The following is a 14,054-nucleotide window of genomic DNA, read 5'->3' on the forward strand; positions in this document are numbered from 1 at the left end:
GCCTCCCGTCCTGTTCATCCCTCGACATGGAACTCCATCGGAATCAGCTCAACGGCCCAGCCTCCCTCTTCGCCCAGCGTGGCGGCCGGATGCAGCGAGGCGATCCGCACCGCCTCCTCGGGGCTGTCCGCATCGATGACGAACAGACCGCCCACCACTTCCTTCGCCTCGGTGTAGGGGCCGTCGCTGACTTGGGTGCTGCCGTTGCGTGGACGCAGCGTCTTCCAGCCGTCCTGGTCGCCCAGCGAGGCGGCCATCCGCACCTTGCCGGTGGCGCGCATCCGCTTGTCCAGTGCGGGGCACTGGCTGACCAGCGCCTCGACCGCTTCCGGCCGCATGGCCGCGAACTTCTCGGGGGTGAAATAGGCCAGGCCGAGGTATTTCATCAGGATGTCCTTGCGGGGTGATGTACGGGCGACGAAGCGGTCAGCCTGGAATCGACGCGTGTCGGCCGGCAGCTTACTGCGTCGATGGTACGACCGCGCTCGCCGTTTCCGCCCTGCGATGGACCGCACGATGCTGCAGGACACGCACCGCGACATTCATCATGCTGCCTGCCCCTCCCTGCACGAATGCCCGCCATGCCCGACACGCCCGCACCCTACGTACCCATCGACTGCGAATTCCACGACGTGCTGGAAGCCACCGCCACCCGGCGTGCCACGGTCGTCATCCGGTTCCTGGATGACGCCGGCCTGCCGCAACAGCGCGATACCCGCATCGTCACCCTGTCGGCCCACGACGGCATTGAATACGCTGAGCTCGCCACCGGCGAGCGGGTGCGTCTGGACCGCCTGCTCACGGTGGATGGCATCGCGCTGGCCGACTTCCACACGCCGGATTGAGGAGACAGCGCCACCTGGAGGTTCGAAGACACGCGATGCCGGAGGTCGAGGTTTTCCACCACCAGGTCCCTGCCGGGCAGCTCCACACCCACGTAAGCTGTCGCCATGACCACCCTCGCCTCGCTGTTCGGCACCGAACTGCCGCTGATCCAGGCGCCGATGGCCGGTGTGCAGGACGAAGCGCTGGCCATCGCCGTCACCGCTGCCGGCGGCCTCGGTTCGATGCCCTGCGCGATGCTGTCGTCGGCGCAACTGGACACCGCGCTGCAGGTATTCGCGACGCTGCCACAGCCGGTCAACCTCAACTTCTTCTGCCACGCGATGGCCGAACCGGAGGTGGCCGACCAGCAGCGCTGGCGCGAGGCGCTGGCCCCGTACTACGCCGAGTACGGCATCGCGCCGCCCGCGCCTTCCACGGCCGGCGCGCGGCGCCCGCTCGATGCGGCCACCGTCGATCTGCTGGAGGCCTACCGCCCGCGCATCGTCAGCTTCCACTTCGGCCTGCCCGACCCCGCGCTGCTGGCGCGCATCAAGGGCTGGGGCGCCACGGTGCTGTCGTCGGCGACGACGCAGGACGAGGCGCTGTGGCTGCAACGCCATGGCGTGGATGCGGTGATCGCGCAGGGCACCGAGGCCGGAGGCCACCGCGGGCATTTCCTGTCCGACGATCTGGCCCGGCAACCCGACACGCGCACGCTGGTGGCGTCGCTGTCGAAGGCGCTGACGGTGCCGGTGATCGCCGCCGGCGGGATCGGCGACCGCGCCGACGTGCAGGCCTTGGTGGCGGCAGGCGCCAGCGCGGTGCAGGCCGGCACCGCCTACCTGCTGTGCCCGGAGGCCACCACCTCGCCCGTGCATCGCGCCGCCTTGCGCGCGCCGGGGCGCGAGGCGGCAATCACGAACCTGTTCAGCGGCCGCCCTGCCCGGGGCCTGGTCAACCGCCTGATGCGCGAACTCGGACCGCTGTCGTCCTTGCCGCCCGCCTTCCCGTGGGCCTCGCAGGCGCTGGCGCCGCTGCGCGCCACCGCCGAGGCGCGGGGCGTGGACGATTTCTCGCCACTGTGGTCCGGCGCTCGCCCGGGCACCCTGGCAGGACGCGATGCCGCGCAGGTCACGCGCCTGCTGATGGGCGTGGACTGAGGGATCCCGGCCGCCGGACCGCGTACGCGGGATGCCGACGGGCTGCATCCGTCTGCCGCCATGACGCGTAACGTCAGTTTCAGCCGCATCCGGTGCGGCCCCGCCCCATGCGACGGGGCCCGACGCGCGCGGCACGCGTCGTGACGGGGCGCAGTGCATGGCACGCGATTTGCTTGAAAGGCTTGGATCAGACAGGGGAACACGATGCAGGTGCAGGGGCACGCGGGAAGGGCGTGGTCGGGGATGCTGCTGGCCTTGGCCCTGGCATCGGGCGCGCACGCGGCCGAGGTGCGCCTGGCGGTGGGCAGCCCCGGTGGCCCGGTCGCCGAGGCCGTGGTCAGCCTGCATGGCGCGACGCCGGTGGTGACCCGCACGGCCACCGCACGCATGGACCAGCAGCACTCGGCCTTCGTGCCCGGCGTGCTGCCGGTGCAGGCCGGCACGGTGGTGGCGTTCCCCAACCGCGACAACATCCAGCATCACGTCTATTCGTTCTCGCAGCCACGGCAGTTCGAGATTCCGCTGTACTCGGGCAACAAGGCCGCGCCGATCCGCTTCGACCGGCCCGGCGTGGTGGTGGTGGGCTGCAACATCCACGACTGGATGATCGGCCACATCGTGGTGCTCGACACGCCCTACTTCGGCAAGACCGCCGCTGACGGCCATCTGACCCTGGACGTGCCGCCCGGCCGCTACACGCTACGCGTGTGGCATGTACGCGGCAGCGGTGCGCCGCTGGAGCGCACGCTGGTGGTGCCGGCGGCGGGCACCTCCGCGACGCTGCAGGTGGCGCTGGCGCCTACCAAGGACGACGTGCGCGGCAACGACCGGCTGCGCGCGCTGCAGCAGAAGTTCCGCCAGCTGAAGGACCCGTCGCCTTGAAGCCCCGCCGTTTCCAGACGCGCGTGATCGCGATGATGATCGCGGTGGTGGCGGCCGCGCAGCTGGCCACGTTCGCGGTGGTGACGGTGGCCACCCAGCGCGCGGTGTCGTCGCGGCTGGAGCAGGAACTGAGCGTGGGCCACCGCGTGTGGGAGCAGTTCCAGCAAAGCCGCTCCGAACAACTGCTCGCCTCGGCCTCGGTGCTGGCGGACGACTTCGGCTTCCGTGCGGCGGTGGCCAGCGGCGACGCGCCGACGCTGCGCTCGGCGCTGGGCAACCACGGCACCCGCATCGGCGCCGACCTGGCCTGGCTGCTGGACCGCGATGGCCGGTGGCAGGCCAGCGCCGACGGCATGGCGGCGCCGGCGACGGACGTGCTGGCGGGCCTCACGCGACAGGCGGCGCAGGAAGGCGTGGCCCTGCAGACGGTGGTGGTGGAGAACGCGCTGTACCTGGTGGTGATGCTGCCGGTGCTGGCGCCGGAGCGCGTGGGCTGGCTGGCGGTCGGCCGCCGCTACGACGATGCGTTGGCGCAGCAGTACCGCAGCCTCACCGGCCTGGAAGCCGCCTTCGTCACCACCGGCGGCACCGGCACGCGCGTGCATGCCGCCACCCTGCCTGCCGAGCAGCGCGCGATGCTGGCCACGGCGTGGACGCCGGGCGGTGCCCAGGTGCGCGAGCTGGCGGTGGGCGGCGACCACTACCTGTCCGATTCGCATCCGCTGACCCGCGGCGACGACGCGCGGCTGGTGTTGCTGGATTCGTACGACCGCGCGCTGGCGCCGTACCGCACGCTGCGTTCGCGCATCCTGCTGCTGTCCGGGCTGGCGACGCTGCTGGCCGTGGGCGTGGCCGTGGCGCTGGGGCGCGGCATCAGCCGGCCGGTGTCGCGGCTGGCGCAGGCGGCGCAGCGCATCCAGGCCGGCGATTATTCGCAGGCACCGGCCTCCGGTGGCAGCCGCGAGATCGTCGAACTGGCCGGCGCACTCGGGCGCATGCAGGCCGACATCGCCGCGCGCGAGGCGCGCATCCTGCACCAGGCGCACCATGATGGACTGACCGGGCTGCCCAACCGCCGCCATGCCTACGACCGCCTGCAGGCGGCGATCGATGCCGGCGGCGAGGTGGCCGTGCTGGTCATGGACGTGAACCGCTTCAAGGAGATCAACGACACCCTGGGCCACGCGTTCGGCGACCAGGTGCTGCGCGAAGTCGCCCGGCGCCTGCGCGGGGCACTCGACGACACGCAACTGGTGGCGCGCCTGGGCGGCGACGAATTCATGGTGATGCTGCCTGGCCTGCCGTGCGAGGCGGCCCGCACGCGGGCGCAGGCGCTGTGGCATGCATTGAAGCAGCCGCTGGACCTGTCCAGCACCCGGGTGGGAGTGGAAGGCAGCTTCGGCCTGGCCTGCCATCCGCAGCATGGCGACGATCCGGACACGCTGCTGCGCCGCGCCGACATTGCGCTGTACGACGCCAAGGCCGCGCATGGCGGGGTGGCGGTGTACCAGCCGGGACGCGACGAATCGCACCTGCGGCAACTGCAACTGATGACGGACCTGCGGCAGGCGATCGCGGGTGGACAACTGGCGCTGAAGTTCCAGCCCAAGCTGGATGCGGCCAGCGCGCACGTGCAGCACGTGGAAGCGCTGGTGCGCTGGCACCATCCCGTGCTCGGTCCGGTGGCGCCGGATGAGTTCATTCCCCTGGCCGAACGGTCGGGCTTCATCCACGAGCTGACGCGCTTCGTGCTGGACCAGGCCATGGCGTGCAACGCCGCGTGGCGCGCTGGCGGCCTGGACCTGGGGCTGGCGGTCAACCTGTCGGCGATGGACCTGCTGGACGCGGACCTGCCGGACTACATCGAACAGAAACTGGCGGCGCACGGCGTGCCGGCGGCGCGGATGATCCTGGAAGTTACCGAAAGCGCGCTGATGCAGGACATCGAATACGCGCTGCGCATGCTGCACCGGCTGAAGGCGTGTGGCGTGCGGCTGGCGATCGACGACTTCGGCACCGGCTATTCCTCGCTGGCGCAGCTCAAGCGCATGCCGGTCGACGAACTGAAGATCGACAAGAGCTTCGTCATGCAGCTGGAAGAAGGCAGCGACGATGCGGTGATCGTGCGTTCCACCATCGAACTGGGCCACAACATGGGCCTGTCGGTGATCGCCGAGGGCGTGGAGAACGACCGCGCGCTGGCCCTGCTGCGCCACTACCGCTGCGACATGGTGCAGGGCTACCTGTTCAGTGCGCCACTGGGCAGCGCCGACCTGCTGGACTGGTGCCGCCGTCGCGAAGCCGCGGTGCCCGCCGGCGACCTGACGCTGGAAACCGACGCATGATCCCTGCCCTGCGCGCCCTGCCGCTGGCCTGTGCGCTGGCCGCACTGCTCCCGGCGTTGCCCGCCCTCGCCGGCCAGGGACGTCTGCTGGCCACCGGCGGCGCCACCCAGATCGAAGGCGCGGCCGGCGGCGGCATCGTGCCGTGGGCGGTGCTGTCCGGTTACGGCACCGACACGCAGCACGGCGGTGCCGCTTTCTACACGCGCGTGGATACCGGCGACTACGCGCTGGATGCGTACGGCGCCTCGTACACGTTCGCCAACCGGGTGGAACTGTCGTTCGCGCGGCAGTCGTTCGACCTGGGCGAACTGCAGCGCCGGCTCGCGCTGCCCTGGGATGCGCTGGAACAGGACATCTACGGCGTGAAGGTGCGACTGGCCGGCGACCTGGTCTACAACCACCTGCCGCAGATCAGCGTGGGCGTGCAGCACAAGCGCCTGCGCGACGGCGCGCTGCCGCTGGCGGTGGGTGCGCGCCAGGACCACGGTACCGACGCCTCCGTCAGCGCCAGCAAGTTGTTCCTCGATGCGGCCGGCGGCTACCAACTGCTGCTCAACGCCACGCTGCGCTCGACCAGCGCCAACCAGACGGGACTGCTCGGCTTCGGCGGCGATCGCCGCGCGGACCGCCAATGGGTGTGGGAAGGATCGGCGGCGGTGCTGCTGGATCCGCGCCTGGCGGTCGGCGTGGAGTACCGGCAGAAGCCCGACAACCTGGGTTTCGTCCGCGAGGACGACTGGCGCGACGTGTTCATCGCCTGGTTCCCCAACAAGCGCGTCGCCGTGGTCGGCGCGTGGGCGGACCTGGGCAGCATCGCCACGCTGGACGACCAGCGCGGCGCGTACGTCTCCGTGCAGTGGAGCTTCTGAGATGACGATCCTGCGCAGCGCCACCGCACTGCTGCTGGCCGGCCTGCTGGCGGTGGCCGGCTGTGCATCCACGCCGCCGCGCGACGACACGCTGTACCGCGAACTGGGACAGCGCAGCGGCATCGAGGCGCTGGTGGAGACGTTGCTGTTCCGCGTGTCCGACGATCCGCGCATCGCCCACCACTTCGCCGACGTCGACATCATCCACCTCAACGACCGGCTGGTGGAATTCCTGTGCGTGCAGTCCGGCGGCTCCTGCACCTACGCCGGCAAGCCGATGGCCGAGGCGCACAAGCACGTGACCGTGAGCGAGGCCGACTTCAATGCGCTGGTCGAGGATCTGATGTGGGCGATGGACGAGCGCAAGCTGCCACGCACCACCCAGAACCGCCTGCTGCGCGTGCTGGCGACGATGCAGCGCGACGTGGTGCGGCGCGGACCGCCGCCGGCCGAGGCACCGCTATTGCCGCCGCAGCCCTGAGCGCCGGACGCGCCCATTCGCGCAGGTGACGGGCGGCTTCGTCGGCCTGCCGGGCGATTCGTCGCAGGGCGCTGGCGAGCGCGGGCACGGGCCTCCACGATGGTCGCCTCGTGATCCGCTGGCCGCTGAAGGAGCCACCCCATGAAGACCCTCGTCGCCCTGCTCGCCTGGTGCCTGCTGTTCGTCCTGTGCTGGCCGCTCGCCGTGCTGGCGCTGGTGGCCTGGCCGTTCGTCTGGCTGCTGTCGCTGCCGTTCCGGCTGGTCGGCATCACCTTCTCGGCGCTGTTCGCGTTCCTGCACGCGCTGTTGATGCTGCCGGCCCGCCTGCTGGGCGGGCGTCCGCGCGCACGGCTGGTGTCGGCATGAGCATCGCGCGTTCTCGCGTCGCACGGGCGGCGATGTCGGGACTGATGGGCAGCATGCTGCTGTTCGGCGCGGTGGACTCCGCGGCTGCAGCCGGGCGCACGCCGGAGCAGCTCACACAGACGATCGACGCGCTGGACACGGCGCTGTTCGAGACCTTCAACACCTGCGCCGATCCCGCGCAGCTGGCGAAGCACGCCAGTTACTTCGACCCGGCGGTGGAGTTCTACCACGACACCGGCGGCGTCACCTGGACCCGCGACGAGATGATCGGCCGCACGCGCCAGTACGCCTGCGGCCAGTACCGGCGCGAACGCGTGCCGGGCACGCTGGCGGTGTTCCCGATCCAGGGGTTCGGCGCCATCGCCCAGGGCAGACACCGCTTCTGCGCGATGACGGAAACCACCTGTGCGGGCGAGGCGGACTTCGTGATGATCTGGCGCGAGCGCGACGGCCAGTGGCAGGTCACGCGCGTGCTGAGCTACGGGCACCGCGCGGCGCCCTGACCGCCGGACTTCGTCTCCACTTCACACAGGCCCCGTCGCCGCATCATCTGCACGGCGGATCCTGCAGGCCGGCACTCCTGCCGGCCTCCGGATCCGACCATGAACCCTCCTGCCCTGTCGCCGGTTGCACCGTGGACGCGCGTGCTTCGGCCGCTGTCGTGGGGCGGCGCGCTGGCCCTGCTGGCGCTGCCGTGGGTGGCGATGCGTTTCACCGACGAGATCGCGTGGACCGGCCGCGATTTCGCGCTGTTCGGCGCCATGCTGCTGGTGGCCTGCCTCGCGTTCGAGGCGGTCGTGCGCGTGGCGCGCGCACCGGCCTATCTGGTGGCCAGCCTGCTGGCCATCGGCACCGCCTTCCTGCTGGTATGGGCGAGCCTGGCGGTCGGCATCGTCGACGAACCGGAGCATCCGGCGAACCTGATGTTCGCCGCGGTACTGCTGGTCGGGGCAATCGGCGCCGCGCTATCGAGACTGCAGGCGCGCGGCATGGCGCAGGTGCTGTCGCTCATGTCCTGCCTGCAGGTTGCCGCTGGCGCCATCGCGATATCGATGGACACGCAGACGCCGGCGCTGTTCATGCTGGTGCTCACGCTGGTCTGCACGGCGGCCTGGCTGGCGTCGGCATGGCTGTACCACGTCGCCGCCCGGCCGCATCCAGGCGAAGAACGCTGACGCTCGGATGCGTGCGCATGGACGCCGCACTTCCGCTGGCTACGCTGCTGATCCTGTGGCCGTCGCTGTTGCCCGGCTGGCGCGCGATGCTCATCGGCACGCTGCTGATGTCGCTTGCGTTGGCGATCCTGTATTTCATCGTACTGGGCCGGTTGGATCACGCGTTCGGTGGTGAGGGCCCGACGTTCTTCGTGGTGGTCCTGCTCTACGGTCTGGCGCAGATGCTGTTGGCTGCAACCTGCCTTGCGCGGGTAGCAGCGGGTGCTGCGATGGCGTGGCTGTCGCCACCAAGGCGGGCGTCGTGCCGGCGTGCGCTGCGCTGGACAATGTCGATCGCCGCCGGCGTGACGGCCATGGCGGCACTGATCCATCGCATTCCTGCCGGATTGGCGCTGTCCATCGGCTCGCTGATGCTGTGGCTGTATATCGCGACGGCACTGCCCCGGCCGATCGCAGACCGCCGTTCCGTCGACGGTACCGAGGCATGACGCGCCGCTGGACGTGGCGCCTGAGCGCGGCCACGGCTTGTATGATGATCCTCGCCGACGGATGCACCGGCGATTCCGCCCTCGAGTATTTCCCGCAGGCGAACGGCGACAAGCCCGAGCTCTTCGAGCTGGGCCACGTGCAGGTCTGTCCCATCACCCGCGCAGGCCTGCCGCTGCTGATCCGCAGGGTCGACGCATTCGCGCTACGTCACGGGATGATCCGGCATGACATCCAGCACCGTCGTGAACGCATCGCGGCCGTGTACTCACGAGGTGCGCCGATGCGCGAGCATCTGATGGTCGAACGACTGCATGCCCACCGCTACCGAGTGGGCATATCCACCCTCTACGGTCTTGAGTGCGATGACCTGTGCAGACGTGCGACGGCCTACGACTTCTGTCCTCGCATCGCGGATGGACCGTGAGTCGCGCTCAACGCGGCTTCATGTGCCACAGCGCATTGACGATGATCCAGCGGTCGCCGTAGCGGCCCATGTGGAAGTGGTCGACGAACCACGGGGTTTCCAGTCGCACGGCGGCGGTCTCGGCGGTGACGTCGAGAATGCGGCAGCTGCGGTTCCACTGGTCCTTCGGCGTCTTCAGCACGCCCTGGCGCGTCAGCGAAACGAGTTCCTCTTTCGACATGCGGCGCAGGCCGAGGCGTTCGTCGGGCGTATCGCCGGTCACCGCGCGCTTGGCGAGGTCCGGATGCAGCGCGCGCGCCACGCGTGCGGGATCGCCTTCCAGCTGGCCGTCGACGTAGTCGAGGCAGGTGGCTTCGATGGCGGCGAGCGTCGCGGCATCCGCCATGGGCGCGGGTGAGGTGGCCGCGGTGGCGGCCATGACCAGGGACAGCAGGGACATCGTGGATTCCTTCACAGGCGGAGACGGGACAGATCGCCGTGGCCGTCGAACAAGCACGGACGCGGTGGCGCCATCGTCGCCGTCGCCACCCTCCGTGACCCGTGCCGGAAGTCCGGACCCGGGGTGGGCTGCGCCAGGTTGGTCCGTCCACGCGGCAAACGGCGCACATCAGCCGCCTTTACCGACGAACCTCAGGGCAGCCAGAGCTTCTCCAGCTCGCGGAAGCCCCATTTCTCGGGCGACTCGATGCCGACGATGCGCTCGCGGCCGTCGGTGGCGGCCAGGTCGATGTCGGCCAGCAGCAGGTGCGTGCGCGATTTGGCCGAATAGAACACGCGTACGCGCGGTGCCAGCAACGTGGCGGGGTTCTGTTCCACCACCACCGCCAGCCGCTCGCTGGACAGTCGTACCAGCGTGCCCACCGGGTAGATGCCGAGGCTGCGCACGAAGGCTTTCAACAGCGTGGTGTCGAAGTGGCCCTGCCAGCTGGCCATGCGACGCAGCGATTCGCCCGGATCCCAGCCGTTCTTGTAGGGACGGTTGGAGGTGACGGCGTCGTAGACATCGCAGATGGCGCCCATGCGGGTGAGCACGGGCAGCGCATCGCCGGACAACCGGTTGGGGTAGCCGGTGCCGTCCATGCGCTCGTGATGATGGCGGGTGATGTGCAGCACGCCTGCCTGGGTGACGCCGCCTTCACGCAGCAGGCGTTCGCCGTGCACGGGGTGCTGGCGGATCACGTCGAATTCCTCGTCGGTCAGCTTGCCGGGCTTGTTGAGCACGTGCAGCGGCATGGCGGCCTTGCCCATGTCGTGCAGCAGGCCGCCGAGCGCGGCCTCGTGCAGGTCGGGCCCGGACAGGCCGATCTCGCGCCCCAGCATCACCATCAGCGCGCTGACCGCGACCGAGTGCAGGTAGGTGTAGCTGTCGGCGTCCTTCAGCCGTGCCACGCTGACCAGCGCGGTGGGATGGCGGTCGACCGAGCCGGTGATGTCCTCGATCAGCGGCAGCACATGGCCCGTCTCGATGCCCCGGCCCATGCGCACTTCGCGGAACATCGCCTCCACCGCGTCGCGGGCCTCGCTGCAGATGCGCCGGGCACGGGCGAGTTCGGAGGTGAAATCGGCGGGGCCGTCGGGCACCAGGATGCGACGACGATCCGCGGCGGCATCGGCTTCGCTGGGCATGGCGGCATCGACATCGGCCGCGTCGAAGGCGACCACGGGCGCCTGCGGTTCCGGGTCCCAGCCCCCACGCGACAGGTCCACGACCACCTGTTCCACGCCGCTGTCCTGCAGCTGCGCCAGCCGCTCCTCGTCCACCACGAACGACGTCCGCCAGAAGGGATGCTGCATCCAGGGGCCGAGCAGTTTCTGCACGTGCATGCCCGGCCGGAGCTCTGCAACGTCGAGAGTTTTCAGCATGTACGACTCCACCGACCGGGGTCGGTAACGCTCTGCGTTCCGGCGGGGCCGGCGGGACAGCCCGACCGTCCCGGCATCGATATCGGCACGGGGGCCCGGATGCTGAAGGCCCATACGGACAGCTGCCATGGGGGCGGTCCGCTTCGAGGCGGACATCGACCCCTGCGCAGTTCGCACCACGTCGGCCGGACCTGCGGCGTGCATCCGTCCGATATCGATATCGGCAACACCGTGCCGGGCGGGGAGCGCATCCACGGCATCAATCCGGGCTGCCTGGGAACGTCACGCCCGAGGCACTGGATGCCGCGCCGATCACGTGGGCGAACCATGCGCGTGACCGCGGGAGCAAACGCCGGACTACACGCGTTACCTGTAGCGCGGCGCGCATCCGTCTGTCATGCGGTTGCCACAGTGACACGACCTTTTTGCTAGGCTGGGGCCACATCACCACCCAGCCATGTGCAGGGACTTACCGTGAGCATTCCGTCCGATTATCTGGAAAACGTTTTCAACGACAGCACCCACAGCACCCTGCCGCTGCGCCAGCGGCCCCAGGTGGACCTCTGCCGCCGGGGCGAGATCCGGGCGGAGAAGTTCCTGGATGCGGCCACCGAGGTCTTCGCGGAGAAGGGCTACCAGCATGCGCGCCTGAGCGAGATCGTGGCGCGCGCCGGCGGCTCGCTGGCCACGCTGTACCGCATCTTCGGCGACAAGGAAGGCCTGGCCTGCGCCATCCTCGAGCGGCGCATGGACCTGCACATCCACGTGCTCAGCGACCTCAACCTGACCGAACTGTCGCCCGAACAGGCATTGCGCCGCGTGGCGATCCGCATGGCGCAGCTGATGGCCGGTCGCGACTCGCAGGTGGTGTACCGCATCGTGATCGGCGAAGGACAATCGTTCCCGGCCTTGCGCGACTGGTTCTTCGACCACGTGGTGGCGTCGATCCGGCAGACGCTGGAGGACTATTTCGAGCAGCAGGTCGCCGCGGGCCGCCTGCAACTGCCCTCGCCCAAGGCGGCTGCGGCCCAGTTCTACATGAGCCTGTTCGGCGACCAGGTGGTGCGCCTGGCGGCCGGCAGCACCCACATGCCGGATGTCGACACGCTGGAAGCCCAGGCGCTGGCGGCGGTGGACCTGTTCCTGCGGGGCGCACTGCCGCGCTGACCGCGCGTACCTTCACCCCGTCCTGTCGGGCGCGGTGCCAGCATTCCCGCACCCAACATCGGCGGGACATGCATGGATCTGAAAAGCGGCTATCCCTTCTGGGCCGTCAGCAACGGGCTGATGCAGGCGTTTCCGCAACTGGACGCCGACCATCGCTGCGACGTGGCGGTCCTCGGTGGCGGCATCACGGGTGCGCTGATCGCCGATGAGCTGGCGCAGCATGGCTTCGACGTGGTGGTGCTGGAGCAGCGCGACATCGGCTGGGGCAGCACGGCGGCCAGCACGGCGCTGCTGCAGTACGAGATCGACACCCACCTGGTCGACCTGGCCAAGCGCCACGGCGAAGACGATGCCGCGCTGGCCTATCGCGCCTGCGCAGACGCCATCGACCGGTTGCACGAGGTGGCCTCGGCCTGGCGCGATGTCGGCTTCGCCCGCAACCGCAGCCTGTACTACGCCAGCCGGCGCCGCGATGTCGCCAGCCTGGAAGAAGAGTGCGCGGCCAGGCAGAAACACGGCCTGGAGGTGGAACTGCTGTCGTCCGACCGCGTGCGCGAGGATTACGGCTTCGATGCGCCTGCCGCCCTGCTCAGCCGGCAGGCCGCGCGCGTGGACCCGTATCGTCTGACCTATCGCCTGCTGCAGCGCCTTCAGAAGCAGGGCGCCTCGGTCTTCGACAGGACCCGCGTGGAGGAGATCGCGCCCACCACGCGCGGCGTGACGCTGCGAACCGATACCGGGCTGACCGTGCGCGCCGGGCATCTGGTGGTCGCGGCGGGCTACGCGAGCCAGCACTGGCTGAAGCAATCGGTGGCGCGCAATCGCAGCAGCTATGCGGTGATCAGCGACCCGCTGCCGGACGCGGCGCTGGGCTTTCTCGGCGATACCCTGCTGTGGGAAACCGCCCGCCCCTACCTGTACGCGCGCACCACCTCCGACCGCCGTCTGCTGTTGGGGGGAGAAGACGATTCCGTCGACATTCCGGCCAAGCGCGACGCGCGCGTGGAGAAGAAGGCGCGCACGCTGCTGAAGCGGCTGAAGGACCTGTTTCCCGAACTCGCGTTCACCCCGGCATTCTCCTGGGCCGGCACCTTCGCCGAAACCGAGGACGGCCTGCCGTTCTTCGGTCCGCACCGACAGTGGGGGCCGCGCGTGCACTTCGCCATGGCATACGGCGGCAACGGCATCACCTACAGCATGCTCGGTGCCGGGCTGCTGCGCGCGCTGATCGAGCGGCGCAAGCACGCCCTGTGGCCGTTGTTCTCGTTCGAGCGGCTGGAACGCTGACGCCCCACCACGCCGCGTTGACATCCACGTCATGTCCGCATCACGCGCATCGGTGCAGGCTGATCGAACATCCCGACTGGAGTACGGTCATGCCCCGTGGCGACAAATCCGCCTACACCGAAAAACAGAAGCGCCAGGCCGAACACATCGAGCAGTCCGAGCGCGAGCAAGGGCGATCGAAGGAAGAGGCGGAGCGTATCGCCTGGGCCACGGTCAACAAGCAGGATGGCGGCGGCAAGAAGTCGGGTTCGGGACGCGCGAAGGCGCAATGAGGCTACGGTGAGCCGGACGGCCACCATCCCTTGCCGGTCAGCGCATACCGGTCCGCGGCGCGCTCGAACGGATTGCGGACGCTGACGCCGCCGCACAGCAGGTAGACCGGCAGGAACAGCGGTCCCAGGACCATGTACTGGTAGACGTGCGCACGCTCGTGGTCGCCCAGGCGGATGCGAGGATGTTGCGTGCGCCCCGCACGGTGCTCATAGGTGACGCATTCCGACTCCAGCGTATCGCCGGTATGCAGGATGCTGTTGCCGAAGGTGATCGCGCCACCGGGGCCCCACGGCCAGTGATGGAACACGACCGCGAAATCGCGCCGATTCCATTCCGGTCGCGCGCCGAAGGGCATCCCCGCGATGCCGGCCACGAGGCCGACCACGGTATTGGGAACGGCCCAGACGACGCCGAGCGCACGTGCGATCCACAGACCGGCCGGCGCCAT

At 69.7% G+C, this 14,054-nt stretch carries 17 protein-coding genes and 1 pseudogene; 14 read left to right on the forward strand and 4 right to left on the reverse strand.

Annotation, left to right across the window (positions count from 1 at the left end; all coding sequences use genetic code 11):
- Positions 1–14 precede the first annotated feature (14 nt).
- Positions 15–386, reverse strand: coding sequence for a YciI family protein (locus VGN58_RS10575; protein ID WP_327483201.1), 372 nt, complete (start codon positions 384–386; stop codon positions 15–17).
- A gap of 195 nt (positions 387–581) precedes the next feature.
- On the opposite strand from VGN58_RS10575, the gene VGN58_RS10580 reads away from it, so the two are divergent.
- The 11 genes from VGN58_RS10580 (at position 582) to VGN58_RS10630 (ending at position 9,016) form a co-directional block, all read left to right on the forward strand.
- Positions 582–845: a hypothetical protein gene (locus tag VGN58_RS10580; protein WP_327483202.1), complete on the forward strand. Its 264-nt coding sequence runs from the start codon at positions 582–584 to the stop codon at positions 843–845.
- Positions 846–950: 105 nt separating this feature from the next.
- A complete protein-coding gene (locus VGN58_RS10585) occupies positions 951–1,985 on the forward strand; it encodes a nitronate monooxygenase (RefSeq protein ID WP_327483203.1) in 1,035 nt (344 codons plus the stop codon).
- A 243-nt stretch (positions 1,986–2,228) separates the two neighbouring features.
- Entirely contained in the window at positions 2,229–2,867 is a 639-nt protein-coding gene (locus tag VGN58_RS10590) for a methylamine utilization protein (RefSeq protein ID WP_327483204.1), read from the forward strand.
- On the forward strand, positions 2,864–5,212 hold the full coding sequence (locus tag VGN58_RS10595) for a putative bifunctional diguanylate cyclase/phosphodiesterase (protein ID WP_414710779.1): 2,349 nt from the start codon (positions 2,864–2,866) through the stop codon (positions 5,210–5,212). The genes VGN58_RS10590 and VGN58_RS10595 overlap by 4 nt, the downstream gene beginning before the upstream one ends.
- Positions 5,209–6,081, forward strand: coding sequence for a DUF3034 family protein (locus VGN58_RS10600; RefSeq protein WP_327483205.1), 873 nt, complete (start codon positions 5,209–5,211; stop codon positions 6,079–6,081). Before VGN58_RS10595 ends, VGN58_RS10600 begins: the two co-directional genes overlap by 4 nt.
- A 1-nt stretch (position 6,082) precedes the next feature.
- A complete protein-coding gene (locus VGN58_RS10605) occupies positions 6,083–6,562 on the forward strand; it encodes a group 1 truncated hemoglobin (protein WP_327483206.1) in 480 nt (159 codons plus the stop codon).
- Positions 6,563–6,703: 141 nt separating this feature from the next.
- On the forward strand, positions 6,704–6,928 hold the full coding sequence (locus tag VGN58_RS10610) for a hypothetical protein (RefSeq protein ID WP_327483207.1): 225 nt from the start codon (positions 6,704–6,706) through the stop codon (positions 6,926–6,928).
- A complete protein-coding gene (locus VGN58_RS10615) occupies positions 6,925–7,431 on the forward strand; it encodes a nuclear transport factor 2 family protein (RefSeq protein WP_327483208.1) in 507 nt (168 codons plus the stop codon). Before VGN58_RS10610 ends, VGN58_RS10615 begins: the two co-directional genes overlap by 4 nt.
- A 99-nt stretch (positions 7,432–7,530) precedes the next feature.
- Positions 7,531–8,103 carry a hypothetical protein gene (locus VGN58_RS10620; protein WP_327483209.1) on the forward strand — a complete coding sequence of 191 codons (573 nt, stop codon included), beginning with the start codon at positions 7,531–7,533 and terminating at the stop codon, positions 8,101–8,103.
- A gap of 17 nt (positions 8,104–8,120) precedes the next feature.
- Positions 8,121–8,591 carry a hypothetical protein gene (locus tag VGN58_RS10625; RefSeq protein WP_327483210.1) on the forward strand — a complete coding sequence of 157 codons (471 nt, stop codon included), beginning with the start codon at positions 8,121–8,123 and terminating at the stop codon, positions 8,589–8,591.
- Between the two features lie 44 nt (positions 8,592–8,635).
- The gene (locus VGN58_RS10630; RefSeq protein WP_327483211.1) at positions 8,636–9,016 is read left to right on the forward strand and encodes a hypothetical protein; all 381 of its coding nucleotides are present in this window, start codon (positions 8,636–8,638) and stop codon (positions 9,014–9,016) included.
- A 7-nt stretch (positions 9,017–9,023) separates the two neighbouring features.
- Here the strand turns inward: VGN58_RS10630 and VGN58_RS10635 are convergent, their stop codons facing one another.
- A complete protein-coding gene (locus tag VGN58_RS10635) occupies positions 9,024–9,455 on the reverse strand; it encodes a nuclear transport factor 2 family protein (protein WP_327483212.1) in 432 nt (143 codons plus the stop codon).
- A gap of 191 nt (positions 9,456–9,646) precedes the next feature.
- Positions 9,647–10,879, reverse strand: coding sequence for an HD-GYP domain-containing protein (locus tag VGN58_RS10640; protein ID WP_327483213.1), 1,233 nt, complete (start codon positions 10,877–10,879; stop codon positions 9,647–9,649).
- 474 nt (positions 10,880–11,353) lie between these two features.
- Between VGN58_RS10640 and VGN58_RS10645 the strand changes: the two genes are divergently transcribed.
- The 3 genes and pseudogenes from VGN58_RS10645 to VGN58_RS10655 all read left to right on the forward strand — a co-directional run.
- The gene (locus VGN58_RS10645) at positions 11,354–12,046 is read left to right on the forward strand and encodes a TetR/AcrR family transcriptional regulator (RefSeq protein WP_327483214.1); all 693 of its coding nucleotides are present in this window, start codon (positions 11,354–11,356) and stop codon (positions 12,044–12,046) included.
- A gap of 72 nt (positions 12,047–12,118) precedes the next feature.
- A complete protein-coding gene (locus VGN58_RS10650; protein WP_327483215.1) occupies positions 12,119–13,333 on the forward strand; it encodes an FAD-dependent oxidoreductase in 1,215 nt (404 codons plus the stop codon).
- Positions 13,334–13,422: 89 nt separating this feature from the next.
- Positions 13,423–13,602, forward strand: a pseudogene (locus VGN58_RS10655) (hypothetical protein); the annotation flags it as partial.
- A gap of 5 nt (positions 13,603–13,607) precedes the next feature.
- Here VGN58_RS10655 and VGN58_RS10660 read toward each other — a convergent pair.
- Positions 13,608–14,054, reverse strand: coding sequence for a hypothetical protein (locus VGN58_RS10660; protein ID WP_327483216.1), 447 nt, complete (start codon positions 14,052–14,054; stop codon positions 13,608–13,610).

It is taken from the genome of Pseudoxanthomonas sp. (assembly GCF_035999195.1).
Lineage (GTDB): Bacteria > Pseudomonadota > Gammaproteobacteria > Xanthomonadales > Xanthomonadaceae > Pseudoxanthomonas_A.

Bases quoted from the DNA above. Each gene is read 5' to 3' on its own strand.
- VGN58_RS10575 (WP_327483201.1), bottom strand. From the start codon at position 386: ATGAAATACCTCGGCCTGGCCTATTTCACCCCCGAGAAGTTCGCGGCC.
- VGN58_RS10580 (WP_327483202.1), top strand. From the start codon at position 582: ATGCCCGACACGCCCGCACCCTACGTACCCATCGACTGCGAATTCCAC.
- VGN58_RS10585 (WP_327483203.1), top strand. From the start codon at position 951: ATGACCACCCTCGCCTCGCTGTTCGGCACCGAACTGCCGCTGATCCAG.
- VGN58_RS10590 (WP_327483204.1), top strand. From the start codon at position 2,229: ATGCTGCTGGCCTTGGCCCTGGCATCGGGCGCGCACGCGGCCGAGGTG.
- VGN58_RS10600 (WP_327483205.1), top strand. From the start codon at position 5,209: ATGATCCCTGCCCTGCGCGCCCTGCCGCTGGCCTGTGCGCTGGCCGCA.
- VGN58_RS10605 (WP_327483206.1), top strand. From the start codon at position 6,083: ATGACGATCCTGCGCAGCGCCACCGCACTGCTGCTGGCCGGCCTGCTG.
- VGN58_RS10610 (WP_327483207.1), top strand. From the start codon at position 6,704: ATGAAGACCCTCGTCGCCCTGCTCGCCTGGTGCCTGCTGTTCGTCCTG.
- VGN58_RS10615 (WP_327483208.1), top strand. From the start codon at position 6,925: ATGAGCATCGCGCGTTCTCGCGTCGCACGGGCGGCGATGTCGGGACTG.
- VGN58_RS10620 (WP_327483209.1), top strand. From the start codon at position 7,531: ATGAACCCTCCTGCCCTGTCGCCGGTTGCACCGTGGACGCGCGTGCTT.
- VGN58_RS10625 (WP_327483210.1), top strand. From the start codon at position 8,121: ATGGACGCCGCACTTCCGCTGGCTACGCTGCTGATCCTGTGGCCGTCG.
- VGN58_RS10630 (WP_327483211.1), top strand. From the start codon at position 8,636: ATGATCCTCGCCGACGGATGCACCGGCGATTCCGCCCTCGAGTATTTC.
- VGN58_RS10635 (WP_327483212.1), bottom strand. From the start codon at position 9,455: ATGTCCCTGCTGTCCCTGGTCATGGCCGCCACCGCGGCCACCTCACCC.
- VGN58_RS10640 (WP_327483213.1), bottom strand. From the start codon at position 10,879: ATGCTGAAAACTCTCGACGTTGCAGAGCTCCGGCCGGGCATGCACGTG.
- VGN58_RS10650 (WP_327483215.1), top strand. From the start codon at position 12,119: ATGGATCTGAAAAGCGGCTATCCCTTCTGGGCCGTCAGCAACGGGCTG.
- VGN58_RS10660 (WP_327483216.1), bottom strand. From the start codon at position 14,054: ATGGCGCCGGCCGGTCTGTGGATCGCACGTGCGCTCGGCGTCGTCTGG.